This window comes from Methylophilus medardicus (genome assembly GCF_006363955.1).
GTDB classification, from domain to species: Bacteria; Pseudomonadota; Gammaproteobacteria; order Burkholderiales; family Methylophilaceae; genus Methylophilus; species Methylophilus medardensis.
In genome coordinates this window covers 2402687-2422693 of the sequence record NZ_CP040948.1, presented here as the reverse complement: position 1 = coordinate 2422693, position 20007 = coordinate 2402687, and the positions used below count along the sequence as shown (strand labels likewise).

Sequence of the window (20007 nt, the reverse complement as noted above, 5' to 3'; positions counted from 1 at the left end):
TGATGCTGAGCATGGCGGTCGTTTACCTAAAACAAAGAATGTGAATTAAGCGAAGTGTTTGTGACAAAAAAAACCCTCTCTGTACGCCAATGGGCTGCACTGGCCAGTATGCTCTGGCTGGTGGCCTGCCAATCGGTACCACCTGCGCCTACCGCTAAACCTTCGGTCTCTAAACCACCCGCTGCTAGCATCGAAAAGCCAGTGACACCTCCTAGCGTGCCCACTTCGCCAGCGCTCCCTTATGCCATGCTCAAGGCGGCCAATTGGTCTGACTTGCCCGGCTTAGACAAAGAGGACTGGCTGGTGAGTTGGTATGCTTGGCTGCAAAGCTGCCAAGGTCTAAAAAGCAAGCCTGACTGGCAAGCTGTTTGTGCTGCTGCACAAGGAGTGAAGCCAGAGGTTGCTGCGATAAAGGCTTACTGGCAGCAACATTTTAATGTGTATAAGACCCAACAGGCGGACGGGGCTGTGCAAGGGTTAATCACTGGCTATTATCAACCTGTACTGAAGGGTGCGCGCAATGCCAGCGCTCGCTTCCCGGTGCCATTGTATAAACCCCCCGCCGATCTGATTACAGTCAATTTGTCTGCTTTATACCCCGAACTCAAATACAAGCGCGTTCGCGGCCGCTTGCAAGGACAGTCGTTAGTGCCATACTTTACGCGCGCCGATATCGAACAAAGCCAGTCACCTTTGGCCGGCAATGAGTTGCTGTGGGTGAGCGATGCTGTTGAAGCATTTTTCTTGCAAGTGCAAGGCTCGGGGATTGTTGAGCTTGAAACTGGCGAGCGATTGGCTGTGGGCTATGCTGACCAAAATGGACATCCCTACCAGTCGATTGGCAAATTATTAGTTGAGCGAGGGGCGTTGACTGCAAGCGAGGCCTCGATGCAGGGCATTAAAAACTGGGGAGCTCAGCATCCTGAACAGTTGCGTGGGTTATTGGATGCCAACCCTAGTTATGTTTTTTTCAAATTGTTACCTGCCGGCTTGTCTGGACCGCTGGGCGCTTTGGGGGTGCCCTTGACGGCCGCACGCAGTGTGGCCGTGGATCCGTTTTATATTCCGTTGGGCGCCCCAGTGTATCTGTCCAGTACGTATCCGAATACTGACATGCCTTTGCAGCAACTCATGCAAGCGCAAGACACCGGCGGCGCGATTAAGGGTGGCGTGAGGGCCGATGTCTACTGGGGTGAAGGGGAGGCAGCTGGTAAGCTCGCAGGGGCCATGCGTCAGCAAGGACAATTGTGGGTATGGTTGCCTAAAACGTTTCCCCTGCCGCATTAGCGACCATGCACTGTGCTTCTAACAGGCAAGATGCAGGCTGGCAAGCCAAAGTGATTGGCCACACGCCTTTGCGCCCATGGTTGCAAGAGCGCGGCTCGCTGACGGCACGCCTAAAACGTCAATATGCTGACTTTTCAGTGCAGGTGCTGGCGCAAGATTGGCACAAACCGAATGTTGATGAGCAGGCCTTGTTGCAACTGCCGGCTAATCAGCATGCTTGGGTGCGTGAGGTGATGCTAATGGGGCAGGGGCAGGGGCAGGTGTTTGCGCATAGTGTCATTGCCCGTCAAGGGTTGCGAGGGGCATGGTGTCACCTGCGGCATATTGGGCGGCTACCGTTGGGAGCGACGTTGTTTGCGAATCCGCGTGTAAAGCGCAGTGCATTGCACTATCGTAAACTGCCCTCATCACATGCTTTGTATAAAGCATTTTGCCGCCATGTTCCTCAGCAACAATCACCAGTGCTTTGGGCCAGGCGTTCATTGTTTTGTCTTCGGCACCATCGTTTGCTGGTCACAGAAGTATTTTTGGCCTCATGCGCCAAGCATGCAAGCCGTTCATCCTCATGAGGAATCTGTTTTATGCCGTCACTCGCCAAATGGCATGCCTATTACCGGCTGACGCGACTCGATAAGCCAGTCGGTATTTGGCTATTGCTATGGCCAACCTTGTGGGGCTTGTTGATCGCTGGGAAAGGTTTTCCGCAGCCTTGGGTGGTTTGTGTATTTGTCCTGGGGACCATTTTAATGCGCTCGGCAGGCTGTGCACTCAATGATATTGCCGACCGCCATTGGGACGGCGCGGTGGCCAGAACAAAATTGCGCCCGTTGGCGACAGGGGAGATTTCGGTCCGCGAGGCTTATGGAGTGGCGCTAGGCTTGTCAGTATTAGCGTTTGTTTTAGTTTGCACGCTGGGCTGGCAGGTGGTCGTCTGGTCTTTCCCTGCGCTGTTTCTCGCCGTCAGTTACCCCTACACCAAACGGTTTTTTGCGATTCCACAAGCCTATTTAGGCATCGCTTTTGGTTTTGGTATTCCAATGACTTTTGTTGCTTTGCAAGGGCAAGTGCCTGCGTTGGCATGGTGGCTTTTGGCGGCCAATGTCTGTTGGTCCGTGGCCTACGATACTGCCTACGCTATGGTGGATCGTGCGGATGACCTTCAGATCGGTATTCGCTCATCTGCCATCACCTTCGGTCGGTTTGATGTGTTTGCGATCATGCTGTGTTTTGCGGCGATGATGTTGATTTTGGCGGGCGTGGCGCACGCGCTGATGCTAGGTTGGCCGTTTTGGCTAGGCTGGACGTTGGCGGTCATTCAGCTCTGTCGGCAATATGCGCTGATCCGTCACCGGCAGCCGGCTGACTGTTTTAAAGCGTTTCTCGAAAACGTTTGGATTGGCGCCGCAATCACCATCGGAATAGCGGTAAGTTATTGTTTAGGCAGATTTGCGTAAAGTTGAGGCTTCGTCTAGCTCAAACGAGAAGTCTGTCCAATACTGAAACGGCGTGTGCTCAATCGGCGCCAGCACATAAATATCTTCTGACAGTTGCTGAAGCTCACGTAAATTACCGCTGATGGGGGTTTCTTGGCTGGCTGATGCGGGTGTCGGCGGCACTGCAGGTAGGTTTTGTGTCTGGCACGCGATTTCTTTCAACAGCATCAAATCTTCAAATACGCTTCGTTCAAAACCCATGCGCGGCACCAGTCGGGTGTTGTAAACCAAGTCATCAATCAGTGCAATCACTTGTGGCGTGCCCCAAGCTTGCTGCAAGGCTTTCATCACGCGCGGCAGCGATTCTATCCCCGGCAGTTTGCTGTCTGGCGTGTGGTCTACATTCAGATTAAAGTGTTTGCGGCACTCTGCGGCCACCAAATCGAACGCATGTTGTTTGCCCTCTTTGGATAACAGATCAAGTAGATATAACCACATCCATGGTGAAGATTTTGGGTGCTTGGCCAGGTGCTGTTGAATGTGCTCAATCGCCTGATTGACGCGCCCGTTGGTGAACAATCTAGAAGCATCTTGCATGACTGCTTGCGTGCTTTGTTGCGAACTCACCTTGTAAGGCGCACCATGTGGCGCGACTGCATCATCATTGGCATGCATGGGCACCGATTTTAAGCGGCTGTTTGCTTTGGCTTGTAAGGGTGGTTGGGTGGCGGGATTCATCCCCGGCGACTCAGACGCGGACGGGGCGGGCGGTAAGGTGGAAGAAAAAGCCTGGCCAGAGAGCGGACGCGTCGCCGGCCCCATCGCCGTATCGGCAGTGCCTGCTAATTGTTGCGCCGAAGGACGCGCCTTATGGACTTTGGGGGCAGCCGCATGCTGGCGTAGCCAATCTGCAAAGAAGAATCCGCTCGCAATCAGCGCCAGCCCCAAAGCAATCACCAACGTTCGCAAAATATGATTCTCGTTTTGCAGCTGAGTCAGCTGGGTTTTTAACGTGGCAAGGATGCTCGCTTGCGCTAAGTTGCTGGCGTAGAGGACATCAGACTTCGTTTGTAACTGTTTGAAATGCTGTTGCAAGTCGTTAATTTGAGTTTGTAATGCAGTATAAGCCTCTACAGGGATCGCAGGCGCGGCAGGCGGTTCTGTAGTCTCTAGCGGTGGGCTAGCGACTTCGACGACTGGTTTGACGGCGGCAAGTGTATTCACAACCGTGGTAGTGTTGTCAGGTTGAATGGTGAAAACGTGGCGCGAATGTTGGCAGCGGTCAATCAGGGTGACGGTGATTGGCTTGGTAATCGCGAGATCTGTCCACAGCAGCAAAGCCCCTTGTTGGCTGCTCAGCGTGGTGTATTCTAAATGCACATGCGCAGCATCAGGGTCAGCCGCCGGTGACTGGCTTAAACTGAAACAGCTGACATCTGTGTCAGGCAACACTTGATTGAGCGACACCTGCGCCAACAGCGGCTGTCCCGGTGGGGAAGCAATTGCCAGTTCACCGAATGTGGCTGCTTGTAGCTGGCCTATCAACGCAAAGAGTACAAAAGCAAACAGCCATCGCACCTCAGAGGCGGCAAATAAAACGGTATGTTTAATCTTGTATAGCCCTAAAAGCATCTAAATAATTTTGGTGGTATCGCCACTATTAATAAGTAATTGTCTAGATAATAAACTAACTACCTAAACAACCATTGTGTGCAAAAAATACAAACTTGCGCTAATATAGCATTGGATTGCAATTATCCCTGAAAAATCAAGGGTCAATTGCAATAAAAGCATGTTTTAAGTCAGGTAATTTGCATAATTGATGGCAAAAAGCCGCAAGCCAGCACTCATCGCCAGCTCTAATCAACGGGTTCCGATTATTTTAGAAGATATCGTTGACAAGGTTTCTCATGCTGGCATATAATCCGCCCTCTTAATTTATACGCTATAACTTGGTAGTTATAAAATGAAAACTTTTTCAGCAAAATCGCATGAAGTACAACATGACTGGTTCGTGATTGACGCCACAGACTTGGTGTTAGGTCGTTTGGCCAGCGCAATCGCACACCGTCTGCGTGGTAAGCACAAAGCTATTTACACGCCACACGTAGATACCGGTGATTACATTGTTGTGATCAATGCAGACAAAATTAAAGTAACTGGTAACAAAGCAGGTGACAAGTTGTATCACCGCCACTCCGGTTACCCAGGTGGTATTACAACCACCAACTTCTCAAAAATGCAAGACCGCTTTCCAGGCCGCGCTTTAGAGAAAGCTGTGAAAGGCATGTTGCCAAAAGGTCCTTTGGGCTATGCCATGATCAAAAAAATGAAAGTGTATGCGGGCGACAAGCATGAGCACATTGCGCAACAACCGCAACCATTAACCATCTAATTTAAGACGATTAGGATAAAACATGATCGGTAAATACAACTACGGCACAGGCCGCCGCAAAAGTTCAGTGGCACGTGTGTTCCTGAAGTCTGGCAGTGGCAACATCGTTGTCAACGACAAGCCAGTTGACACATATTTTTCACGCGAGACTTCTCGCATGATTTTGCGTCAGCCTCTGGAATTAACAAACAACACTGCAAGTTTTGACATTATGGTCAACGTGCATGGTGGTGGTGAATCCGGTCAAGCGGGTGCTGTTCGTCACGGTATCACGCGTGCACTGATCGATTACGATGCAGCGCTGAAAAGCGCATTGTCTCACGCTGGTTTCGTAACACGTGATGCACGTGAAGTTGAACGTAAGAAAGTCGGCTTGCGTAAAGCGCGTCGTCGGAAACAGTTCTCCAAACGTTAATTCAAACGTTTGTTACAAACCTGTTGTGCAAAAAGGTCGCATTGGCGGCCTTTTTCATTTATATTGTTTTACTTTTTAGAGATTGATCATCGCTGATCGCGTGTCTGGTTTGAAGCTATGGAAAAAATCAAAGTTGGCATTGTAGGGGGCACAGGCTACACCGGTGTTGAATTACTGCGTTTATTGGCAAGGCATCCCAATGCGCAATTACAAGTGATTACCTCAAGAGGTGAAGCAGGATTGCCAGTGGCTGATATGTTCCCCAGCTTACGCGGTGTAGTGGATCTTTGCTTCAGTGATCCCACCACTGTCGATTTGACGCAATGTGACGTGGTGTTTTTTGCCACACCGCATGGCGTGGCCATGGCGCAAGCCCCGTCACTGATTGCCGCCGGTGTGAAAGTCATTGATTTGGCCGCCGATTTTCGATTGCAAGATGCTGCAGAATTTGAAAAATGGTATAAGTTGCCGCATAGCTGCACCGATGTGTTAAAACGTGCGGTCTATGGATTACCTGAGTTGTATGCCGCCGATGTGCAACAAGCACAAGTGATTGGCAACCCCGGTTGTTATCCAACCACGGTTTTATTGGGACTCGCCCCTTTGCTCGAGCAAGGCTTCATTGATTTCTCAGTGCCCATTATTGCAGATGCAAAATCAGGCGTGTCAGGCGCAGGCAGAAAAGCCGAAGTCGGCACCTTGTTCTCTGAGTCTAGTGATAATCTAAAAGCGTATGGGGTGGCTGGTCACCGGCATCATCCGGAAATTCTGGCCCAGTTAAAGAAACTGTCTGCCAACGACGCGGTCAATTTGATATTCGTGCCGCATTTGATCCCCATGATTCGCGGCATGCTCACCACTTTGCATGTGAAGCTGAATGCAAAAGGTCAGCAACAGCGCTTGCAGCAGTTGTACGAGCAGCGTTATGCAGAGGCGGTATTTGTGGATGTGATGCCCGCTGGTGCGCTACCTGAAACCCGGTCAGTGCGGGGGGCTAATGTTCTGCGTCTAGCGATATACCCACAAGCTGCAGATTATGTCACAATCATTGTGGTACAAGATAACCTGGTGAAAGGGGCATCTGGCCAAGCAGTGCAGAATATGAATCTCATGTTTAATCTGGCACCGGATGCTGGGTTGCAAGTGTTGCCTTTATTGCCATAATGATACGACCGATACGAAGAAGACTGCGGAATCATTTTGGTCTGACAGCCAAGCAGGTTGCGGTTCGTTCCCATCGTCCTTGGTATTTTCAAAGCATGTTGGCAGTCACGTATCTCATGATTGGTTTTGCATTGGCTTATTGGGTTTTGCATGATGATGATGGTGAGACCGTACGCCAACGCTTGCGGCAAATGACCACTGAAAACATCGAGTTACAGAAAAAACTCATTGCTTCGCAGCGTGAGTTACAAGTGGAGCTAGCCACCAGTAATAACTTGGCCAAGACGCTCACGGCGCAGCAAGATGAAAACATCAAGCTCAAAGAAGAATTGGTGTTTTACAAAAATATGACCAAGCGTTAAGGCAGTGCAACCGATGACGTTGTCGATCAGATGGCGCCATTAAAGTTAATTTGGAACAGGAAGTAGCATGTTTTTCAAAAAAAGCGTTCAAATCGATAGTCACATTGATACCCTGATCGGCCATGAGACACAAATTAACGGCAATATGCAATTTGCGGGTGGCTTGAGGATTGATGGTTTGATTGCCGGCAATGTGATTGAAAAACGCGAACACCCAAGCACGCTGATTATTAGTGAAAACGGGGCAGTGACAGGCGCAGTTGAAGCTTCTAAAATTGTATTAAACGGTATGATACGCGGCCCGGTCAGATCTTCGGTGTTTATTGAATTGCAAAGTAAAGCGCGGATTGTGGGTGACTTGTATTACAAGTCGCTAGAAATGCACACTGGCGCCGTGATTGAAGGAAAATTGATTTATCTTGGTGAACAGTCTGACGCTGTTGTGCCCGAAGCGACTTGAAATTGACGATTTCGTCGCCATATTGTTATTGAGAATTTGACAGGAGTCTATGATGACCGCAGAAGCTACCCTTGAAATGCCCGTACCATTGGTATTTACCGACAACGCCGCCAAAAAGGTGAAAGAACTCATTGATGAAGAAGGCTCGCCTGATCTGAAGCTGCGCGTGTTCGTGAGTGGCGGTGGCTGCTCTGGCTTCCAATACGGATTTACCTTTGAAGAAGAAGTAAATGACGATGATACGCAAGTGGATAAAGACGGCGTGACTTTGCTGATTGATCCGATGAGCTTGCAATATCTTGCTGGTGCAGAAATCGATTACACAGACAGTTTGCAAGGGTCGCAGTTTGTGATTCGCAATCCGAATGCAACCACTACTTGTGGTTGCGGCAGCTCATTCTCGGTGTAACTTAGCCCTGCAATCGTGCTTGAATCAAAAAAGCCAAGCGTCAGCTTGGCTTTTTATTTTGGTGATTGTCACGCGCTGCATGTGTCCTGTGTATGCATTACAGATTTAGCAAAGGTATGCAAACAAAAGCCCCGACATTGAATGATGCCGGGGGTCTGTGAGCCTTGAATTGCCAGCGGCCTAGCGTTGGTGCAGAGGCACAAACTCTCTGCGTGCTGAGCCGACATATAGCTGGCGTGGACGGCCAATTTTTTGGTCCGGGTCAGCATTCATTTCACTCCATTGCGAAATCCAGCCAGCGGTGCGCGCAAGCGCAAAAATAGCGGTGAACATCGAGTTAGGAATGCCCATCGCGCGCATGACGATACCACTGTAAAAATCAACATTTGGATACAGTTTGCGAGAGACAAAGTATTCATCTTCGAGCGCAATTTTTTCAAGCTCCATCGCCAATTTAAACATTGGGTCATCATGTAAGCCAAGCTCATTGAGCACTTCATGGCAGGTTTTGCGCATGATAGATGCGCGTGGGTCCATATTACGGTAGACGCGGTGGCCAAAGCCCATCAAGCGGAAACTGTCTGTTTTGTCCTTGGCGCGCTTGATGAATTCACCAATGCGGCTGACATCGCCGATTTCTTCCAGCATGTTGAGTGTGGCTTCATTGGCGCCCCCATGGGATGGGCCCCACAAGGACGCAATGCCCGCGGCAATACAGGCAAATGGGTTGGCGCCACTTGAACCGACCAAGCGGACGGTGGAAGTTGACGCATTTTGTTCATGGTCCGCATGCAAAATGAGAATGCGCTCGAACGCACGGGCCAGTATCGGATTTGGCACATAGTCTTCGCAAGGCGTAGCAAACATCATGTGCATAAAGTTTTCGGCATAGCCCAACTGGTTTTTGGGATACATGAAGGGCTCGCCCACATTGTATTTATAGCTCCATGCAGCAATGGTGGGGACTTTGGCCAGCAAGCGCATCGCGGCGACCCTGCGTGACTCAGGGTCTGACACGTTGTTGTTGTCGGGATAAAAAGCGGCCATGGCGCCGACCACAGCAATCATCACCGCCATCGGATGCGCATCACGCCGGAAACCTCGAAACACATTGCTCATCTGGTCGTGCAACATGGTGTGCTGCCGAATGGTGTGCACAAAGTCTTCACGTTGTTGCAGGTCGGGGAGTTCACCGTTCAGTAGCAGGTGTGAGACCTCTAGAAAATTACAGTTTTCTGCCAGTTGTTCAATCGGGTAACCGCGGTAATACAACAAACCTTGTTCGCCATCAATAAAGGTGATGCCGGAGTTGCAGGAGGCCGTGGACATGAAGCCAGGGTCAAAGGTGAAATAACCATGCTTACCCAAGTTTCGGATATCGACAACATCGGTGCCGAGGCTGCCTTTTAATACCGGCAGTTCAATCGCGGTGCTGTGGTCATTGTCAAATGTGATGGTCGCTTTAGTAGCCATAACGTGCTCTATTTTTAATCAAGGTTGTATAAATTATACGCAATCGTTTTTGAATAGGGTGGCTTGCGCAGCAACCAGCCCATAAAAGTTAAAAATTACACGGTCAACCTGCACCAGTTTAAATCATCATCGCAGTGCATTTGCACTGCTTTAGGGTGTTTTACGATTTAACGTGGATAAATCGCACCCAGTACGCGTTGCCCCGCGGCACCGGTCACGCTGGGTAAGTTGCTGGAGAGTCCATCAATGCAGCGTTGTGCCAGCCAAGCAAAGGCCACTGCCTCGACCCAGTCTACCCCAATGCCTAAATCATCGGTGTGACGCACCGGCAGGCCCGCGAGTGATTGCAGCCGATCCATCAATGCAGTGTTGTGCGCGCCACCTCCGCACACATATATCTCGTCTGCAGCGCTGCAATATTGTTTTAAGGCTTGCGCAATGGACACAGCGGTTAATTCGAGCAAGGTGCGGGCGATATTTTGCGCTGTCTCGGCATGCGCGAGCAGATGCTTGTCGAGCCAAGCCTGATTAAATAAATCGCGTCCGGTACTCTTTGGGATGCCATACGCAAAATAGGGCTCGGTCAGCATGGCATCTAGCAGGGGTTGGTTGACGCATCCCCCATTGGCCCAGGCGCCGCCTGCATCATAGGTTTGCCCTGTATGTTGCATGGTCCACGCATCCATTAATAAGTTGCCAGGGCCTGAATCAAAGCCAATCACACGGCCATTGGCTGGTAAATCTGTTAGGTTGGCAATGCCACCGATGTTGATTAAGACGCGGTGTTTGTCGTTGGTAGCGAACAGGGCTTGGTGAAAAGCCGGCACCAGCGGGGCGCCCTGACCGCCCGCAGCGATGTCGCGGCTACGGAAGTCGCCGACAACGGTAATATCTGTGCGCTCAGCTAAGCGTGCGTGGTTGCCCAGTTGCATGGTGTAGGCCTGTTCAGGGCCTAATTCAGGGCAATGTCGGATGGTTTGACCATGGCAGCCAATGGCTGTGATGGCGCTAGGGGGCAATGCAGCGGCGGTTAATAACCCTTGTACAGCCGTTGCATACAAGTCCGCCAAACGGTTAGAAATCAGGGCGGCTGTGTGCAATTCGTTGGGTGAGGGCGTGTGCAAAGCGAGTAAGGCCTGACGCATCTCTGCGGGGTAGGGCAAGAAAAACTGGCCCAGTTGCGTCAGACGTTCAGCGTGCTGTTCTACCACCACAGCATCTACGCCATCCAGACTGGTGCCCGACATCAGTCCAATAAAAAGGCGCGCTTGTGCGGGTGGTGCTGAAAAATTCATAAGATATAAGTGTAACACTGCTCATGCTTGGCTTACAGAAATGCATGGGATTACGTTAAAATAGTTGTTTTAGATTTGTGATCAAGTGTATGCGTCGCGTGCACTGAAAAAAGAGCCTTTATGACAGACGTAACACCAGCCTCGGTAGCGACCGACGCCTTAAGTCCAGCGATTGCAGACGCACTAGCCATTATTAAGCGCGGTGCCGATGAGTTGCTGATCGAGCAAGAGCTGATCGAAAAATTGAAAACGGGCAAACCGTTACGCGTGAAAGCTGGTTTTGACCCGACTGCTCCAGACTTACATTTGGGACATACCGTGCTGATTAATAAGCTGCGCCAGTTGCAAGATCTGGGACATCAGGTGTTGTTTTTGATTGGTGATTTTACTGGCATGATCGGTGACCCGACCGGCAAAAGCACAACGCGGCCGCCGCTCACCGTCGAACAAGTCAAGGCGAATGCTGACACGTATTCGGCGCAAGTGTTTAAAATTCTCGACCCCGCCAAAACCGAAATTGTGTTTAATTCGCAATGGTTAAGCGAACTTGGCGCCGCGGGCATGATCAAGTTGGCAGCCAGCCATACCGTTGCACGCATGCTTGAGCGCGATGACTTTTCCAAGCGTTTTAAAGGCAATCAGCCGATCGCTATCCATGAGTTTTTGTATCCCTTGCTGCAAGGCTATGATTCGGTCGCATTGCAGGCCGATTTAGAGCTCGGCGGTACCGATCAAAAATTTAACCTGCTGATGGGGCGCGAGTTGCAAAAACAAGCGGGACAATCTCAGCAATGTGTGCTGATGATGCCTTTGCTAGAAGGCTTGGATGGCGTGAATAAAATGTCCAAGTCACTTGGCAACTACATCGGCATCAATGAAGCACCTGAAGCCATTTTTGCCAAGATCATGTCTATTTCTGATGTATTGATGTGGCGTTATATCGATTTATTGTCTTTTGCCAGCCTAGAAACGATCGCCACTTGGAAAGCGCAAGTGGCGGCGGGTGAAAATCCACGCAATATTAAAGTGGGTTTTGCGCAAGAAATTGTGGCGCGTTTTCACGGTCAAGCTGCCGCTGAGAAGGCGTTGCAAGATTTTCAGACGCGGGCCAAAGGTGGTATCCCAGAGGATGTGCCCGAAGTGACTGTCACCATTGATGGTGAGACGATAGGTATTGCGCAGTTGCTCAAACTGGCCAATTTAGTAGAAAGCACCAGTGAAGCCATGCGTGCCATTCAGCAAGGCGGCGTGAAGCTGGATAGTGTGAAAATTGAGGATAAAGCCTTGCAATTGGCAGCAGGCGTGACCGTGGTTGCGCAAGTAGGCAAACGCAAATTCGCTAAAATCACCATTCAATAAATGTCGCTATGCAATTAAAAAAAAGCCGCATTTGCGGCTTTTTTTACAGGGACTTGCGCAGATTAGCCGGCGGAATATTCAGCGACTCGCGATATTTGGCAATAGTACGGCGGGCAACCACTATGCCCTGCTGCGCAAGCGTGTCAGTGATTTGATTGTCAGACAACGGCTTTTTCACATTTTCCTCGGCCACCATTTGCTTAATCAGTGCACGAATGGCTGTGGCCGAACATGAGCCACCGGCGTCGGTAGCTACCGAGCTACCAAAGAAATACTTAAGCTCGAATACGCCACGCGGTGTGAGCATGTACTTATGTGTGGTGACTCTTGAAACGGTACTTTCATGTAAATCTAGCTCTTCTGCGATTTCACGCAACACCAATGGCCGCATGGCAATTTCACCATGTTCAAAAAAGTTACGCTGGCGGTCTACAATGGCCTGGGAGACGCGCAAAATCGTCGAAAAGCGTTGCTGGATGTTTTTAATCATCCATTTAGCTTCTTGCATCTGGCTTTGCAGATATTGGCCTGAGCTTTCTCGATTGCGTTTGAGGATATCTGCATACAGCTGATTGATGCGTAATTTCGGGATCACGCCATCGTTAAGCGAGGCCATCCAGATGCCCTTGATTTTTTTGACCACCACGTCGTGTTGGATAAAGTGGTCGTGGCTAAACGTGGCGAACTCGCTGCCAGGTTTGGGGTTTTGCTGGCGGATCAGTTGCTGTGCGCCTTTCAGTACCACTTCGTCGCAAGTCAGCGCTTTGCGTAGTTTGACAAAGTCTTTGTTCGCCAATAAGGGTAAAAAGTCTTTCGCAATGGCCATTGCTGTGCGTAGGTAAGGCGTATCCGCTGGCAGCACTTGTAGTTGCAGTAAGATGCATTCACGCAAGTCGCGGGCGCCGACACCGATTGGATCCAAGTTTTGAATCAACTTGAGCGCAGTTTCAAGTTCGAGTAGCTCGACTTCTAGCTCAGGGGGCAGCAGATCCACAATTTCTTGCAAATCTTGTTCTAGATAGCCATCATCATTGATGCTATCTAACAAAAACTTGACCAGATCCATGTCCCGTTTTGACAAGTGCGCTAATTGAATCTGGCTGATCAAGTGCTCACGCAGGCTAATATTGCTAGCATCTTGGCGCGAAAAGTCGCCGTCTTCATCGTCTTGATGATTACGCCCGGCTTCGTCCCAGTTGCTGGCACTGCCAAACTCTTCATAATCATCGGCAAACTCAGGCGGGGTGAACTCTTCATTCAGATTGGGCTGTTCGCCATCATTGCCAGTGAGTTCTTCGCGCAAGCTTTCGGCCGGCGGAGTGAGTTCTTTTTGCGTGGCCACATCAAACGAGCTGGCATCTTCCACTTCAGACTCTGCCGTTGCGGTGGCGGTGGGCGAGTGGTCTTCGAACTCGCCCTCTTCGCCGTCGGCCATTTCAAGTAATGGATTTTCTTGCAGGATCGTTTCGAGTTCCTGATTCAACTCAAGGGTAGACAGTTGCAACAGACGGATAGACTGTTGTAGTTGCGGCGTGAGCGCCAGATTTTGAGAGATGCGTAATTGCAGGTTTTGCTTCATAACTACTTACAGCCTAAAGTTCTTGCCCAGATACACTTCACGCACGCCTTCATTTTGAATAATTTCGTCCGGGGTGCCGGCGGCAAACACCGCGCCTTCATTCACGATGTAGGCGCGGTCACAAATATCCAAGGTTTCACGCACGTTGTGGTCTGTAATCAATATACCGATATTCTGGCTACTTAGGTAACGAATAATTTTTTGAATCTCAATCACCGCAATCGGATCGATACCGGCAAAAGGTTCGTCTAGCAGAATAAACTTTGGGTCAGTGGCCAAGCAGCGTGCAATTTCTACCCGACGGCGTTCACCGCCCGACAGACTCACTGCCTGACTATTGCGAATGTGCTGGATGTGTAACTGATCTAGTAAGGACTCCAGACGCGCTTCGCGTTGTTCCGCGGTATGCGGGCGTGTTTCGAGAATCGATAAAATGTTATCCGTCACCGTCATCTTGCGAAAGATCGACGCTTCTTGCGGCAGATAGGCTAAGCCCATGCGCGCGCGCTCATGCATCGGGGCATGACTGACATCTGCACCATTGAGCGTGATCGTGCCGTCATCAAGTGCTACCAGGCCAACAATCATATAAAAACTGGTGGTTTTACCCGCGCCATTCGGCCCTAGGAGCCCAATCACTTCGCCACTACGCAACTCTAGGGTGGTGTTTTTAACCACGGTGCGTCCCTGATAGGTTTTTTTCAGGTGACTCACTAGCAGTTGATTATGGTCTGAGGAAACGGTTGTCTGCATAAGGCCGGTCTTTATGGTTGTGCTTTCGCAGGCTCACTCGGGCTGTCATTCGGCACCGGCGCTAGGTTGAGTTGCAATGAACGATTCATGCGCAGCCCCTGCTGGCTGGTCGGCTTATTGTCGATCACTGGCGGTGTGGTTTTATTTTTTGGTTGAATGGTCGCTTTGACGCGGCTGCCGGCGGTGCCGTTCGGATTGGCCTTGGTGCCGCCGATGACTTCGGCGTACTCTGCGTTGGCGTCATAACTGATGTAGTCACCGGTGACGATGTCCTCACCACGCTTGACCCAAGCATTGGTATACAGTTGTACCTTGTCCATGCGCGCATTGTATTCAATGCGCTGACCGCTGCCTTGCATCCACTCGTTTTTGCCAGTGCGTTTTTGTTTGAAGGTCGTTGGGTTGCCGGTGCAAGTGCTGTGTTGAAAGCCATCTTGGTCTTCACGCACAATCATTTTGTCAGCCTTGATTTGTAAGGTGCCCTGATTGAGGATGACGTTGCCAGTATAAATGCTGATTTTTTTGGCATCGTTGACGGTGACGGTGTCCGCCTCGAGCTCGATGGGTTGATCACGGTCAGCCTCTTCGGCCAGCACGCTGGTTGACCACTGTAATAGCGCCCAAAGGGTCAAACAGGTGGCATAAAATAATGGCTTTTGCGTGTTCAACTCATTTCTCCAGAATCAACGACCTTTGTATTTGCCTGTTTTAGCAGGCGATGCCGGGCTCACAGGGGCACGCTCGTAATGAACGTGTACCCGATTAAACAATTGCATGGTGCCCGCTTTGTTATCAAAGCGCATGCCTATGCCCGTAATCACTGTGGCCGGTTGCTGGCGGATAGTCACCGGCAAGTCCGTATGTGCGACATCAATATCAGGCTCCAGCGTCAAGCGCTCCGTTTGTAACTGCATTTCACCTTTGTCCGCGGTGGCTTGGCGAACGACTTTGACTTGTTTGATAAACTCCACCATTTTACCATTGGCCGAGACGGTGCCCTGTTGGCCGTAAATTTGGGTGTAGGGCTTGTCTTGACCAAACTGCGTAAAACGTGGGCGTTGTAACTCCGTGTGTTCGTTATCAGGAAAATGGCGCATTTCTGCCGCAGCCAGCACATATTTGGTATTGCCACTGGCATCTGTACGCGTGCTAACAAAATTGTAAAGCATGTAATCAGGGTCGTGCCGACTTAGGCGGCTCAGACTCAGCCCTTGCTCCTGCACGGTCTGGTTAATCCAGAACGTCAGCAATGCTAAAAATAGCATTAGTGCAATCGGTAACAAAATGGGATGTTTTAGCATGGGGGATTTCCGCGACGCCTACTTACCTAAACGACTTTTGCCTTGAGTAAGTCGTGCATATTAAAGGCGCCTACCAGTTGCTGTTGATCATTCACTGCCATGAATCCATTGATCTTGTACTGCTCCATCATGTTGACTGCTTCAACGGCCATTTGTTGCGTGTTTAATAAGCGAGGTTGATGATTCATCACCGTATGAATAGGTGTTTGCGCATGTGTGTTGCCCTGCATAAACAGGCGCCTTAAATCGCCATCGGTGAAGATGCCCACCGGCCGTTGCCCATGATCGATAATCGCAGTAAAACCCATGCCTTTGCTGGAAATTTGCGCGATGGCTTCTTGAATCGTCGCTTGTTCATGGATACTCGGAACAGCTTCTCCGGTGCGCATGACATCTTTGACGCGCACCAGCAAGCGTCTGCCAAGATTGCCACCGGGATGGGAGCGTGCAAAGTCTTCGGCGGTAAATTCACGCGAATCCAGCACACACAATGCTAAGGCATCTCCTAGCGCAAGCGCTGCGGTGGTACTGGCAGTGGGGGCGAGGCCCAACGGACAAGCCTCATGGCTCACCGCTGCGCTCAAGTGCACCTCTGACTCGCGCGACAGCGTTGAATCTTCACGACCGGTAATACTCAACACGCGCGCACCGATACGGCGAATGGCGGGTAAAATATTGATGATTTCATCACTTTCGCCAGAGTTAGACAGCGCAATGACGACGTCTTCTGCTGTGATCATGCCGAGGTCGCCGTGGCTGGCTTCAGCCGGATGCATGAAAAATGCTGGGGTGCCGGTGCTGGCTAATGTGGCTGCGATTTTGCCACCAATGTGGCCGGACTTACCCATGCCAGTGACCACGACGCGGCCACGGCACTCAAGGATCATGCGCACGGCAGCTTCGAACGCATTGCCGATACGGTCGGCCAGTTGGCGTATTTCATCTGCCTCATGCAACAATATGCCTCGCGCACGCGACACAATGTCTGGATTTTTCACTAGGTGGACACCTGATTTTGCTGTGTTCATGGCGAGTTAGTATAGCAAGTGACGCCCATGCCAAGAAAGCGAATCCTCCCTTTTTTTACCGATTTTTTATTTTCAGGCACATTTTTTGCATAAAATAGAGTTTTGTGGCAGGATGGTTTATGTTAAAACGCCGTCGTTTTAGCCTATCTCGCTACGATTCGTCCTTATAAATTGTTTACCGGTTGATATGCATCAGCCAAGGTTGACCTTAATGTTTTAGAATTTTTGCATGTTTGATTCCCTGATCCATTTATTACTTCTGTTAACCAGCTCGGTCTTTGCCGTTGGCTTGTTCCGTATCTTGGGTTTGCCAGCGATGTTGGCTTATTTCATGATTGGGATTGTGCTCGGCCCGCACGCACTTGGCCTACTCGAAGACGAAGAAACCGGCCGACAAGTGGCTGAGTTTGGCATCGTGTTTCTCATGTTTAGTATCGGTCTAGAGTTTAGCCTACCCAAGCTTTATGCCATGCGTAAAACCCTGTTCGGATTGGGTGGTGGTCAAGTCGTCCTCACGCTGTTAGCCAGCCTGATTTTGGGTAAGTTGGCAGGCCTCAGCCTGACTTCTGCATTTATTATTGGTGCTGCAATCACCATGTCCTCAACCGCCATCGTCTCCAAAATTCTGATGGAGCGGGTGGATTTAAACTCCAGGCACGGCCGTCTCAGTATTGGCGTGCTGCTATTTCAAGACTTGGCTGTGATCCCCATTTTGGTATTAATTCAGACCCTAGGATCGCACAGCGATAATTGGCTGGATGTACTGGGCCTGACGCTGTTTAAATCTTCAATTTTGTTGTTTTTACTGTTCAAGTTCGGTAAAAATATGCTTAACTTCTGGTTTGAGTTGGTCGCTAAACAGCGTTCGCGCGAGCTGTTTGTATTAAACGTATTGATGGTGACCTTGTTGATGGCGGCAGCCACTAATTTTGTCGGTCTCTCGTACGCGTTGGGTGCTTTCGTGGCGGGGATGTTGATTTCAGAAACCAAATACCGTTACCAAGTCGAATCCGACATTGCGCCTTTCCGCGATATTTTGCTCGGGTTGTTTTTTATCAGTGTTGGCATGTTGTTAGACGTCTCCGTACTGGTGGAACACATCGTGCTGATCGCCTTTTTGTTGATGCTTTTTCTGGTGTTCAAAATTGGTTTGATTGCTATGCTAACCAAATTCTATGGTTTTGAAATGGGCGTGGGCGTACGCACCGGCATCATTTTGGGGCAAGCCGGGGAGTTTAGTTTTGTGGTGTTGGCGCTCGGTTTGCAAACAAAACTGATTGATGGCGAAGCCTTGCAACTGGTGTTATCGGTGGCGGTCCTCTCGATGTTGGTTGCGCCGTTTATTATTCAATATAACGGCCGCATTGCGCGTGCGCTGGTGAAAAGTTATAGCCGTAACAGCATCAAGGTGGTGGATAGCATACAAGAGCTGAGTCAGGACCTGCGCGGCCATGTCATCATTTGCGGTTACGGCCGCAGCGGGCAGTATCTGGGCCGTTTTTTGCGTGAAGAAAATATTCCTTATGTGGCGTTAGATATGGATGCCAGTCGCGTGCAAGAAGCTGCTTCCGCCGGTGAAAACGTGATTTACGGCGATGCCGGTAGACGCTCAGTCCTTGAGGCCGCAGGGTTGACCAGAGCCAAGGCGGTCATCATCAGTTATGCCGAAATACGTGGCACCATGAAGGTGTTGCATGTGATTAAAGAGCGGCACCCTAACCTACCAGTGATTGTGCGTACCCATGATGACAGTGACATGGATGCACTGCGGGATGCCGGCGCCGCCGAAGTGGTGCCTGAAATCTTAGAGGGCAGTTTAATGTTAGCCTCGCATGCGCTGGTGACTTTGGGTGTGCCGTTGAACCGGGTAGTGAAACGGATTCGTTTGTTCCGTGAAGAGCGTTACAAAATGTTTAAAGGCTATTTCCGCGGCGTCAGCGATGCTGATACGGCCACCGCCTCCTTGCCGCAATTGCACTCGGTGGAAGTGTATAAAAACTTTTATGCACATGGTTTGCGAATCGACCACATTCCGTTCGGCGATTTTGCCGTCGAAGTTAAGCAATTACGCCGCCCTAATATGCCGGAGCCGATTGCCCCGCGCGATGACATTATGTTGGGTGAGGGCGATATCCTGGTCTTGCTGGGCAGTAATGCCGCCTTGATTGCGATGGAAGTCTATTTGATTTCTGGGCGCAAACCGTAACACAATACATCTCTCACGCCCTGACTGCTTTAAGCGCTATGCAGTCGGGCATTGCACCTTAAACAGAAAATGCTTTATGGCTAACAGTTCAGTCGTGGTAGTGGGCGGTGGCATTGTTGGATGTCTCACTGCCATGCAGTTGCGTCAACAAGGTCATGCCGTCACGGTGGTCGAGCGCAATGTGATCGCGGCACAAACCTCTGGAGAATCCTCTTGGGCAGGCGCGGGCATTGCGTTTCCTTTGTTGCCTTGGTTTTATCAGGATGTCGTCAATAGCTTGGCCCTAGCTGGCGCGCGCGCGTATCCGGCGGTGAGCGCAGCCTTGTTCGACGACACTGGCATTGATCCCGAATGCACGCGTAGCGGTATGCGCATTCAGCCGCCATATGATCTTGAGCGTGCCAAAGACTGGTGCCAGCGTTTTGACCTAGCTTATGAGGTAGAGGGGGATGCGTTGTTGATCCCAGAGGTACTGCAAATTCGCAACCCGCGTTTATTGCAAGCGCTGAAGGCATGGCTGATCAAGCATGGCGTCACCCTCCGTGAGCAAACGCAGTTGATGCCTTTGCAACAAGGTCAAGCTGCTATTCAAGGTTGGCCTACCACCACCGGCGACACCTTGGTGGCCGATGTGTTTGTCGTCACCTCTGGGGCCTGGAGCTTTGAGCTATTAAAACACACCGCACTCCAGCTGGATGTGAAGCCGATGCGTGGACAAATGCTGCTCTATCAAATGCCGCCCGGCTTGGTGCCACACATACTCTACCGCGAGGGCTTTTATATGTTGCAACGGCGAGATGGGCATTTGCTCGCAGGCAGTAGCTTAGAAGATGTGGGATTTGATAGCGGGGTCACCGAAAGCATGCGGCTTGAAATGTTGCAAAAGGCAGAAGCCATGCTACCGGCTTTGCGCGGACAGCCCATTATTCAGCATTGGAGCGGATTACGTCCGGGCACTCCGCATAATATTCCGACCATCGGGCAACATCCTCAGATTGAGAATTTATACTTGAATACGGGGCATTTTCGTTACGGTGTCACCATGGCGCCCGAATGTGCACGTCAGATCGCAGCGCTGCTGGCTTAGT

General features: G+C 50.5%; 20 protein-coding genes. 12 read left to right on the top strand and 8 right to left on the bottom strand.

Annotation, left to right across the window (positions count from 1 at the left end):
• The first annotated feature begins 60 nt into the window (after window positions 1–60).
• The 3 genes from FIT99_RS11540 to ubiA are packed head-to-tail and all read left to right on the top strand — an operon-like array spanning window position 61 to window position 2741.
• Window positions 61–1287: a murein transglycosylase A gene (locus tag FIT99_RS11540; RefSeq protein ID WP_396652214.1), complete on the top strand. Its 1227-nt coding sequence runs from the start codon at window positions 61–63 to the stop codon at window positions 1285–1287.
• A 5-nt stretch (window positions 1288–1292) separates the two neighbouring features.
• Window positions 1293–1856: a chorismate--pyruvate lyase family protein gene (locus FIT99_RS11535; RefSeq protein ID WP_140004414.1), complete on the top strand. Its 564-nt coding sequence runs from the start codon at window positions 1293–1295 to the stop codon at window positions 1854–1856.
• A 12-nt stretch (window positions 1857–1868) separates the two neighbouring features.
• Window positions 1869–2741, top strand: coding sequence for a 4-hydroxybenzoate octaprenyltransferase (ubiA, locus tag FIT99_RS11530; RefSeq protein WP_140004413.1), 873 nt, complete (start codon window positions 1869–1871; stop codon window positions 2739–2741).
• Here the strand turns inward: ubiA and FIT99_RS11525 are convergent.
• The gene (locus tag FIT99_RS11525) at window positions 2724–4352 is read right to left on the bottom strand and encodes a type IV pilus assembly protein FimV (RefSeq protein ID WP_223261211.1); all 1629 of its coding nucleotides are present in this window, start codon (window positions 4350–4352) and stop codon (window positions 2724–2726) included. The genes ubiA and FIT99_RS11525 overlap by 18 nt on opposite strands.
• A gap of 334 nt (window positions 4353–4686) precedes the next feature.
• On the opposite strand from FIT99_RS11525, the gene rplM reads away from it, so the two are divergent.
• The 6 genes from rplM (at window position 4687) to erpA (ending at window position 7925) form a co-directional block, all read left to right on the top strand.
• On the top strand, window positions 4687–5115 hold the full coding sequence (rplM, locus tag FIT99_RS11520; RefSeq protein WP_140004412.1) for a 50S ribosomal protein L13: 429 nt from the start codon (window positions 4687–4689) through the stop codon (window positions 5113–5115).
• A 22-nt stretch (window positions 5116–5137) separates the two neighbouring features.
• Entirely contained in the window at window positions 5138–5530 is a 393-nt protein-coding gene (gene rpsI / locus FIT99_RS11515; RefSeq protein ID WP_140004411.1) for a 30S ribosomal protein S9, read from the top strand.
• Between the two features lie 117 nt (window positions 5531–5647).
• Window positions 5648–6694 carry an N-acetyl-gamma-glutamyl-phosphate reductase gene (argC, locus tag FIT99_RS11510; RefSeq protein WP_140004410.1) on the top strand — a complete coding sequence of 349 codons (1047 nt, stop codon included), beginning with the start codon at window positions 5648–5650 and terminating at the stop codon, window positions 6692–6694.
• Between the two features lie 95 nt (window positions 6695–6789).
• Window positions 6790–7056, top strand: a complete 267-nt coding sequence (locus tag FIT99_RS11505; RefSeq protein WP_223261210.1) for a hypothetical protein — start codon at window positions 6790–6792, stop codon at window positions 7054–7056.
• 67 nt (window positions 7057–7123) lie between these two features.
• A complete protein-coding gene (locus FIT99_RS11500; protein ID WP_140004408.1) occupies window positions 7124–7516 on the top strand; it encodes a bactofilin family protein in 393 nt (130 codons plus the stop codon).
• A gap of 52 nt (window positions 7517–7568) precedes the next feature.
• On the top strand, window positions 7569–7925 hold the full coding sequence (erpA, locus tag FIT99_RS11495) for an iron-sulfur cluster insertion protein ErpA (RefSeq protein ID WP_140004407.1): 357 nt from the start codon (window positions 7569–7571) through the stop codon (window positions 7923–7925).
• Window positions 7926–8105: 180 nt separating this feature from the next.
• Here erpA and gltA read toward each other — a convergent pair whose 3' ends face one another.
• On the bottom strand, window positions 8106–9398 hold the full coding sequence (gltA, locus tag FIT99_RS11490) for a citrate synthase (RefSeq protein WP_140004406.1): 1293 nt from the start codon (window positions 9396–9398) through the stop codon (window positions 8106–8108).
• Window positions 9399–9565: 167 nt separating this feature from the next.
• A complete protein-coding gene (locus tag FIT99_RS11485) occupies window positions 9566–10693 on the bottom strand; it encodes an anhydro-N-acetylmuramic acid kinase (protein ID WP_140004405.1) in 1128 nt (375 codons plus the stop codon).
• A 120-nt stretch (window positions 10694–10813) separates the two neighbouring features.
• Between FIT99_RS11485 and tyrS the strand changes: the two genes are divergently transcribed.
• Window positions 10814–12052 (top strand): tyrosine--tRNA ligase, encoded by a 1239-nt coding sequence (gene tyrS / locus FIT99_RS11480; protein ID WP_140004404.1) that lies wholly within the window; start codon window positions 10814–10816, stop codon window positions 12050–12052.
• Between the two features lie 43 nt (window positions 12053–12095).
• On the opposite strand, the gene FIT99_RS11475 is transcribed toward tyrS, so the two are convergent.
• From FIT99_RS11475 to FIT99_RS11455, 5 genes are read right to left on the bottom strand one after another with little or no spacing between them, the layout of a single operon-like run.
• Complete coding sequence (locus FIT99_RS11475) at window positions 12096–13631, bottom strand: RNA polymerase factor sigma-54 (RefSeq protein ID WP_140004403.1); 1536 nt, start codon at window positions 13629–13631, stop codon at window positions 12096–12098.
• Window positions 13632–13637: 6 nt separating this feature from the next.
• Entirely contained in the window at window positions 13638–14384 is a 747-nt protein-coding gene (gene lptB / locus FIT99_RS11470) for an LPS export ABC transporter ATP-binding protein (RefSeq protein WP_140004402.1), read from the bottom strand.
• Window positions 14385–14395: 11 nt separating this feature from the next.
• Window positions 14396–15052, bottom strand: a complete 657-nt coding sequence (gene lptA, locus FIT99_RS11465; RefSeq protein ID WP_140004401.1) for a lipopolysaccharide transport periplasmic protein LptA — start codon at window positions 15050–15052, stop codon at window positions 14396–14398.
• A 15-nt stretch (window positions 15053–15067) separates the two neighbouring features.
• The gene (gene lptC / locus FIT99_RS11460; protein ID WP_140004400.1) at window positions 15068–15685 is read right to left on the bottom strand and encodes an LPS export ABC transporter periplasmic protein LptC; all 618 of its coding nucleotides are present in this window, start codon (window positions 15683–15685) and stop codon (window positions 15068–15070) included.
• Window positions 15686–15711: 26 nt separating this feature from the next.
• Entirely contained in the window at window positions 15712–16713 is a 1002-nt protein-coding gene (locus tag FIT99_RS11455; protein ID WP_140004399.1) for a KpsF/GutQ family sugar-phosphate isomerase, read from the bottom strand.
• A 229-nt stretch (window positions 16714–16942) separates the two neighbouring features.
• Here FIT99_RS11455 and FIT99_RS11450 point away from each other — a divergent pair, with 229 nt between their 5' ends.
• Window positions 16943–18919 carry a cation:proton antiporter gene (locus FIT99_RS11450; protein WP_140004398.1) on the top strand — a complete coding sequence of 659 codons (1977 nt, stop codon included), beginning with the start codon at window positions 16943–16945 and terminating at the stop codon, window positions 18917–18919.
• A gap of 76 nt (window positions 18920–18995) precedes the next feature.
• Window positions 18996–20006: an NAD(P)/FAD-dependent oxidoreductase gene (locus tag FIT99_RS11445; RefSeq protein WP_140004397.1), complete on the top strand. Its 1011-nt coding sequence runs from the start codon at window positions 18996–18998 to the stop codon at window positions 20004–20006.
• The last annotated feature ends 1 nt before the right edge of the window (window position 20007 follow it).

What these genes read in the sequence shown, in the direction of transcription:
- FIT99_RS11535 (WP_140004414.1), top strand. Translation starts at nt 1,293, where the DNA reads ATGCACTGTGCTTCTAACAGGCAAGATGCAGGCTGGCAAGCCAAAGTG.
- ubiA (WP_140004413.1), top strand. Translation starts at nt 1,869, where the DNA reads ATGCCGTCACTCGCCAAATGGCATGCCTATTACCGGCTGACGCGACTC.
- FIT99_RS11525 (WP_223261211.1), bottom strand. Translation starts at nt 4,352, where the DNA reads ATGCTTTTAGGGCTATACAAGATTAAACATACCGTTTTATTTGCCGCC.
- rplM (WP_140004412.1), top strand. Translation starts at nt 4,687, where the DNA reads ATGAAAACTTTTTCAGCAAAATCGCATGAAGTACAACATGACTGGTTC.
- rpsI (WP_140004411.1), top strand. Translation starts at nt 5,138, where the DNA reads ATGATCGGTAAATACAACTACGGCACAGGCCGCCGCAAAAGTTCAGTG.
- argC (WP_140004410.1), top strand. Translation starts at nt 5,648, where the DNA reads ATGGAAAAAATCAAAGTTGGCATTGTAGGGGGCACAGGCTACACCGGT.
- FIT99_RS11505 (WP_223261210.1), top strand. Translation starts at nt 6,790, where the DNA reads ATGTTGGCAGTCACGTATCTCATGATTGGTTTTGCATTGGCTTATTGG.
- FIT99_RS11500 (WP_140004408.1), top strand. Translation starts at nt 7,124, where the DNA reads ATGTTTTTCAAAAAAAGCGTTCAAATCGATAGTCACATTGATACCCTG.
- erpA (WP_140004407.1), top strand. Translation starts at nt 7,569, where the DNA reads ATGACCGCAGAAGCTACCCTTGAAATGCCCGTACCATTGGTATTTACC.
- gltA (WP_140004406.1), bottom strand. Translation starts at nt 9,398, where the DNA reads ATGGCTACTAAAGCGACCATCACATTTGACAATGACCACAGCACCGCG.
- FIT99_RS11485 (WP_140004405.1), bottom strand. Translation starts at nt 10,693, where the DNA reads ATGAATTTTTCAGCACCACCCGCACAAGCGCGCCTTTTTATTGGACTG.
- tyrS (WP_140004404.1), top strand. Translation starts at nt 10,814, where the DNA reads ATGACAGACGTAACACCAGCCTCGGTAGCGACCGACGCCTTAAGTCCA.
- FIT99_RS11475 (WP_140004403.1), bottom strand. Translation starts at nt 13,631, where the DNA reads ATGAAGCAAAACCTGCAATTACGCATCTCTCAAAATCTGGCGCTCACG.
- lptB (WP_140004402.1), bottom strand. Translation starts at nt 14,384, where the DNA reads ATGCAGACAACCGTTTCCTCAGACCATAATCAACTGCTAGTGAGTCAC.
- lptC (WP_140004400.1), bottom strand. Translation starts at nt 15,685, where the DNA reads ATGCTAAAACATCCCATTTTGTTACCGATTGCACTAATGCTATTTTTA.
- FIT99_RS11455 (WP_140004399.1), bottom strand. Translation starts at nt 16,713, where the DNA reads ATGAACACAGCAAAATCAGGTGTCCACCTAGTGAAAAATCCAGACATT.
- FIT99_RS11450 (WP_140004398.1), top strand. Translation starts at nt 16,943, where the DNA reads ATGTTTGATTCCCTGATCCATTTATTACTTCTGTTAACCAGCTCGGTC.
- FIT99_RS11445 (WP_140004397.1), top strand. Translation starts at nt 18,996, where the DNA reads ATGGCTAACAGTTCAGTCGTGGTAGTGGGCGGTGGCATTGTTGGATGT.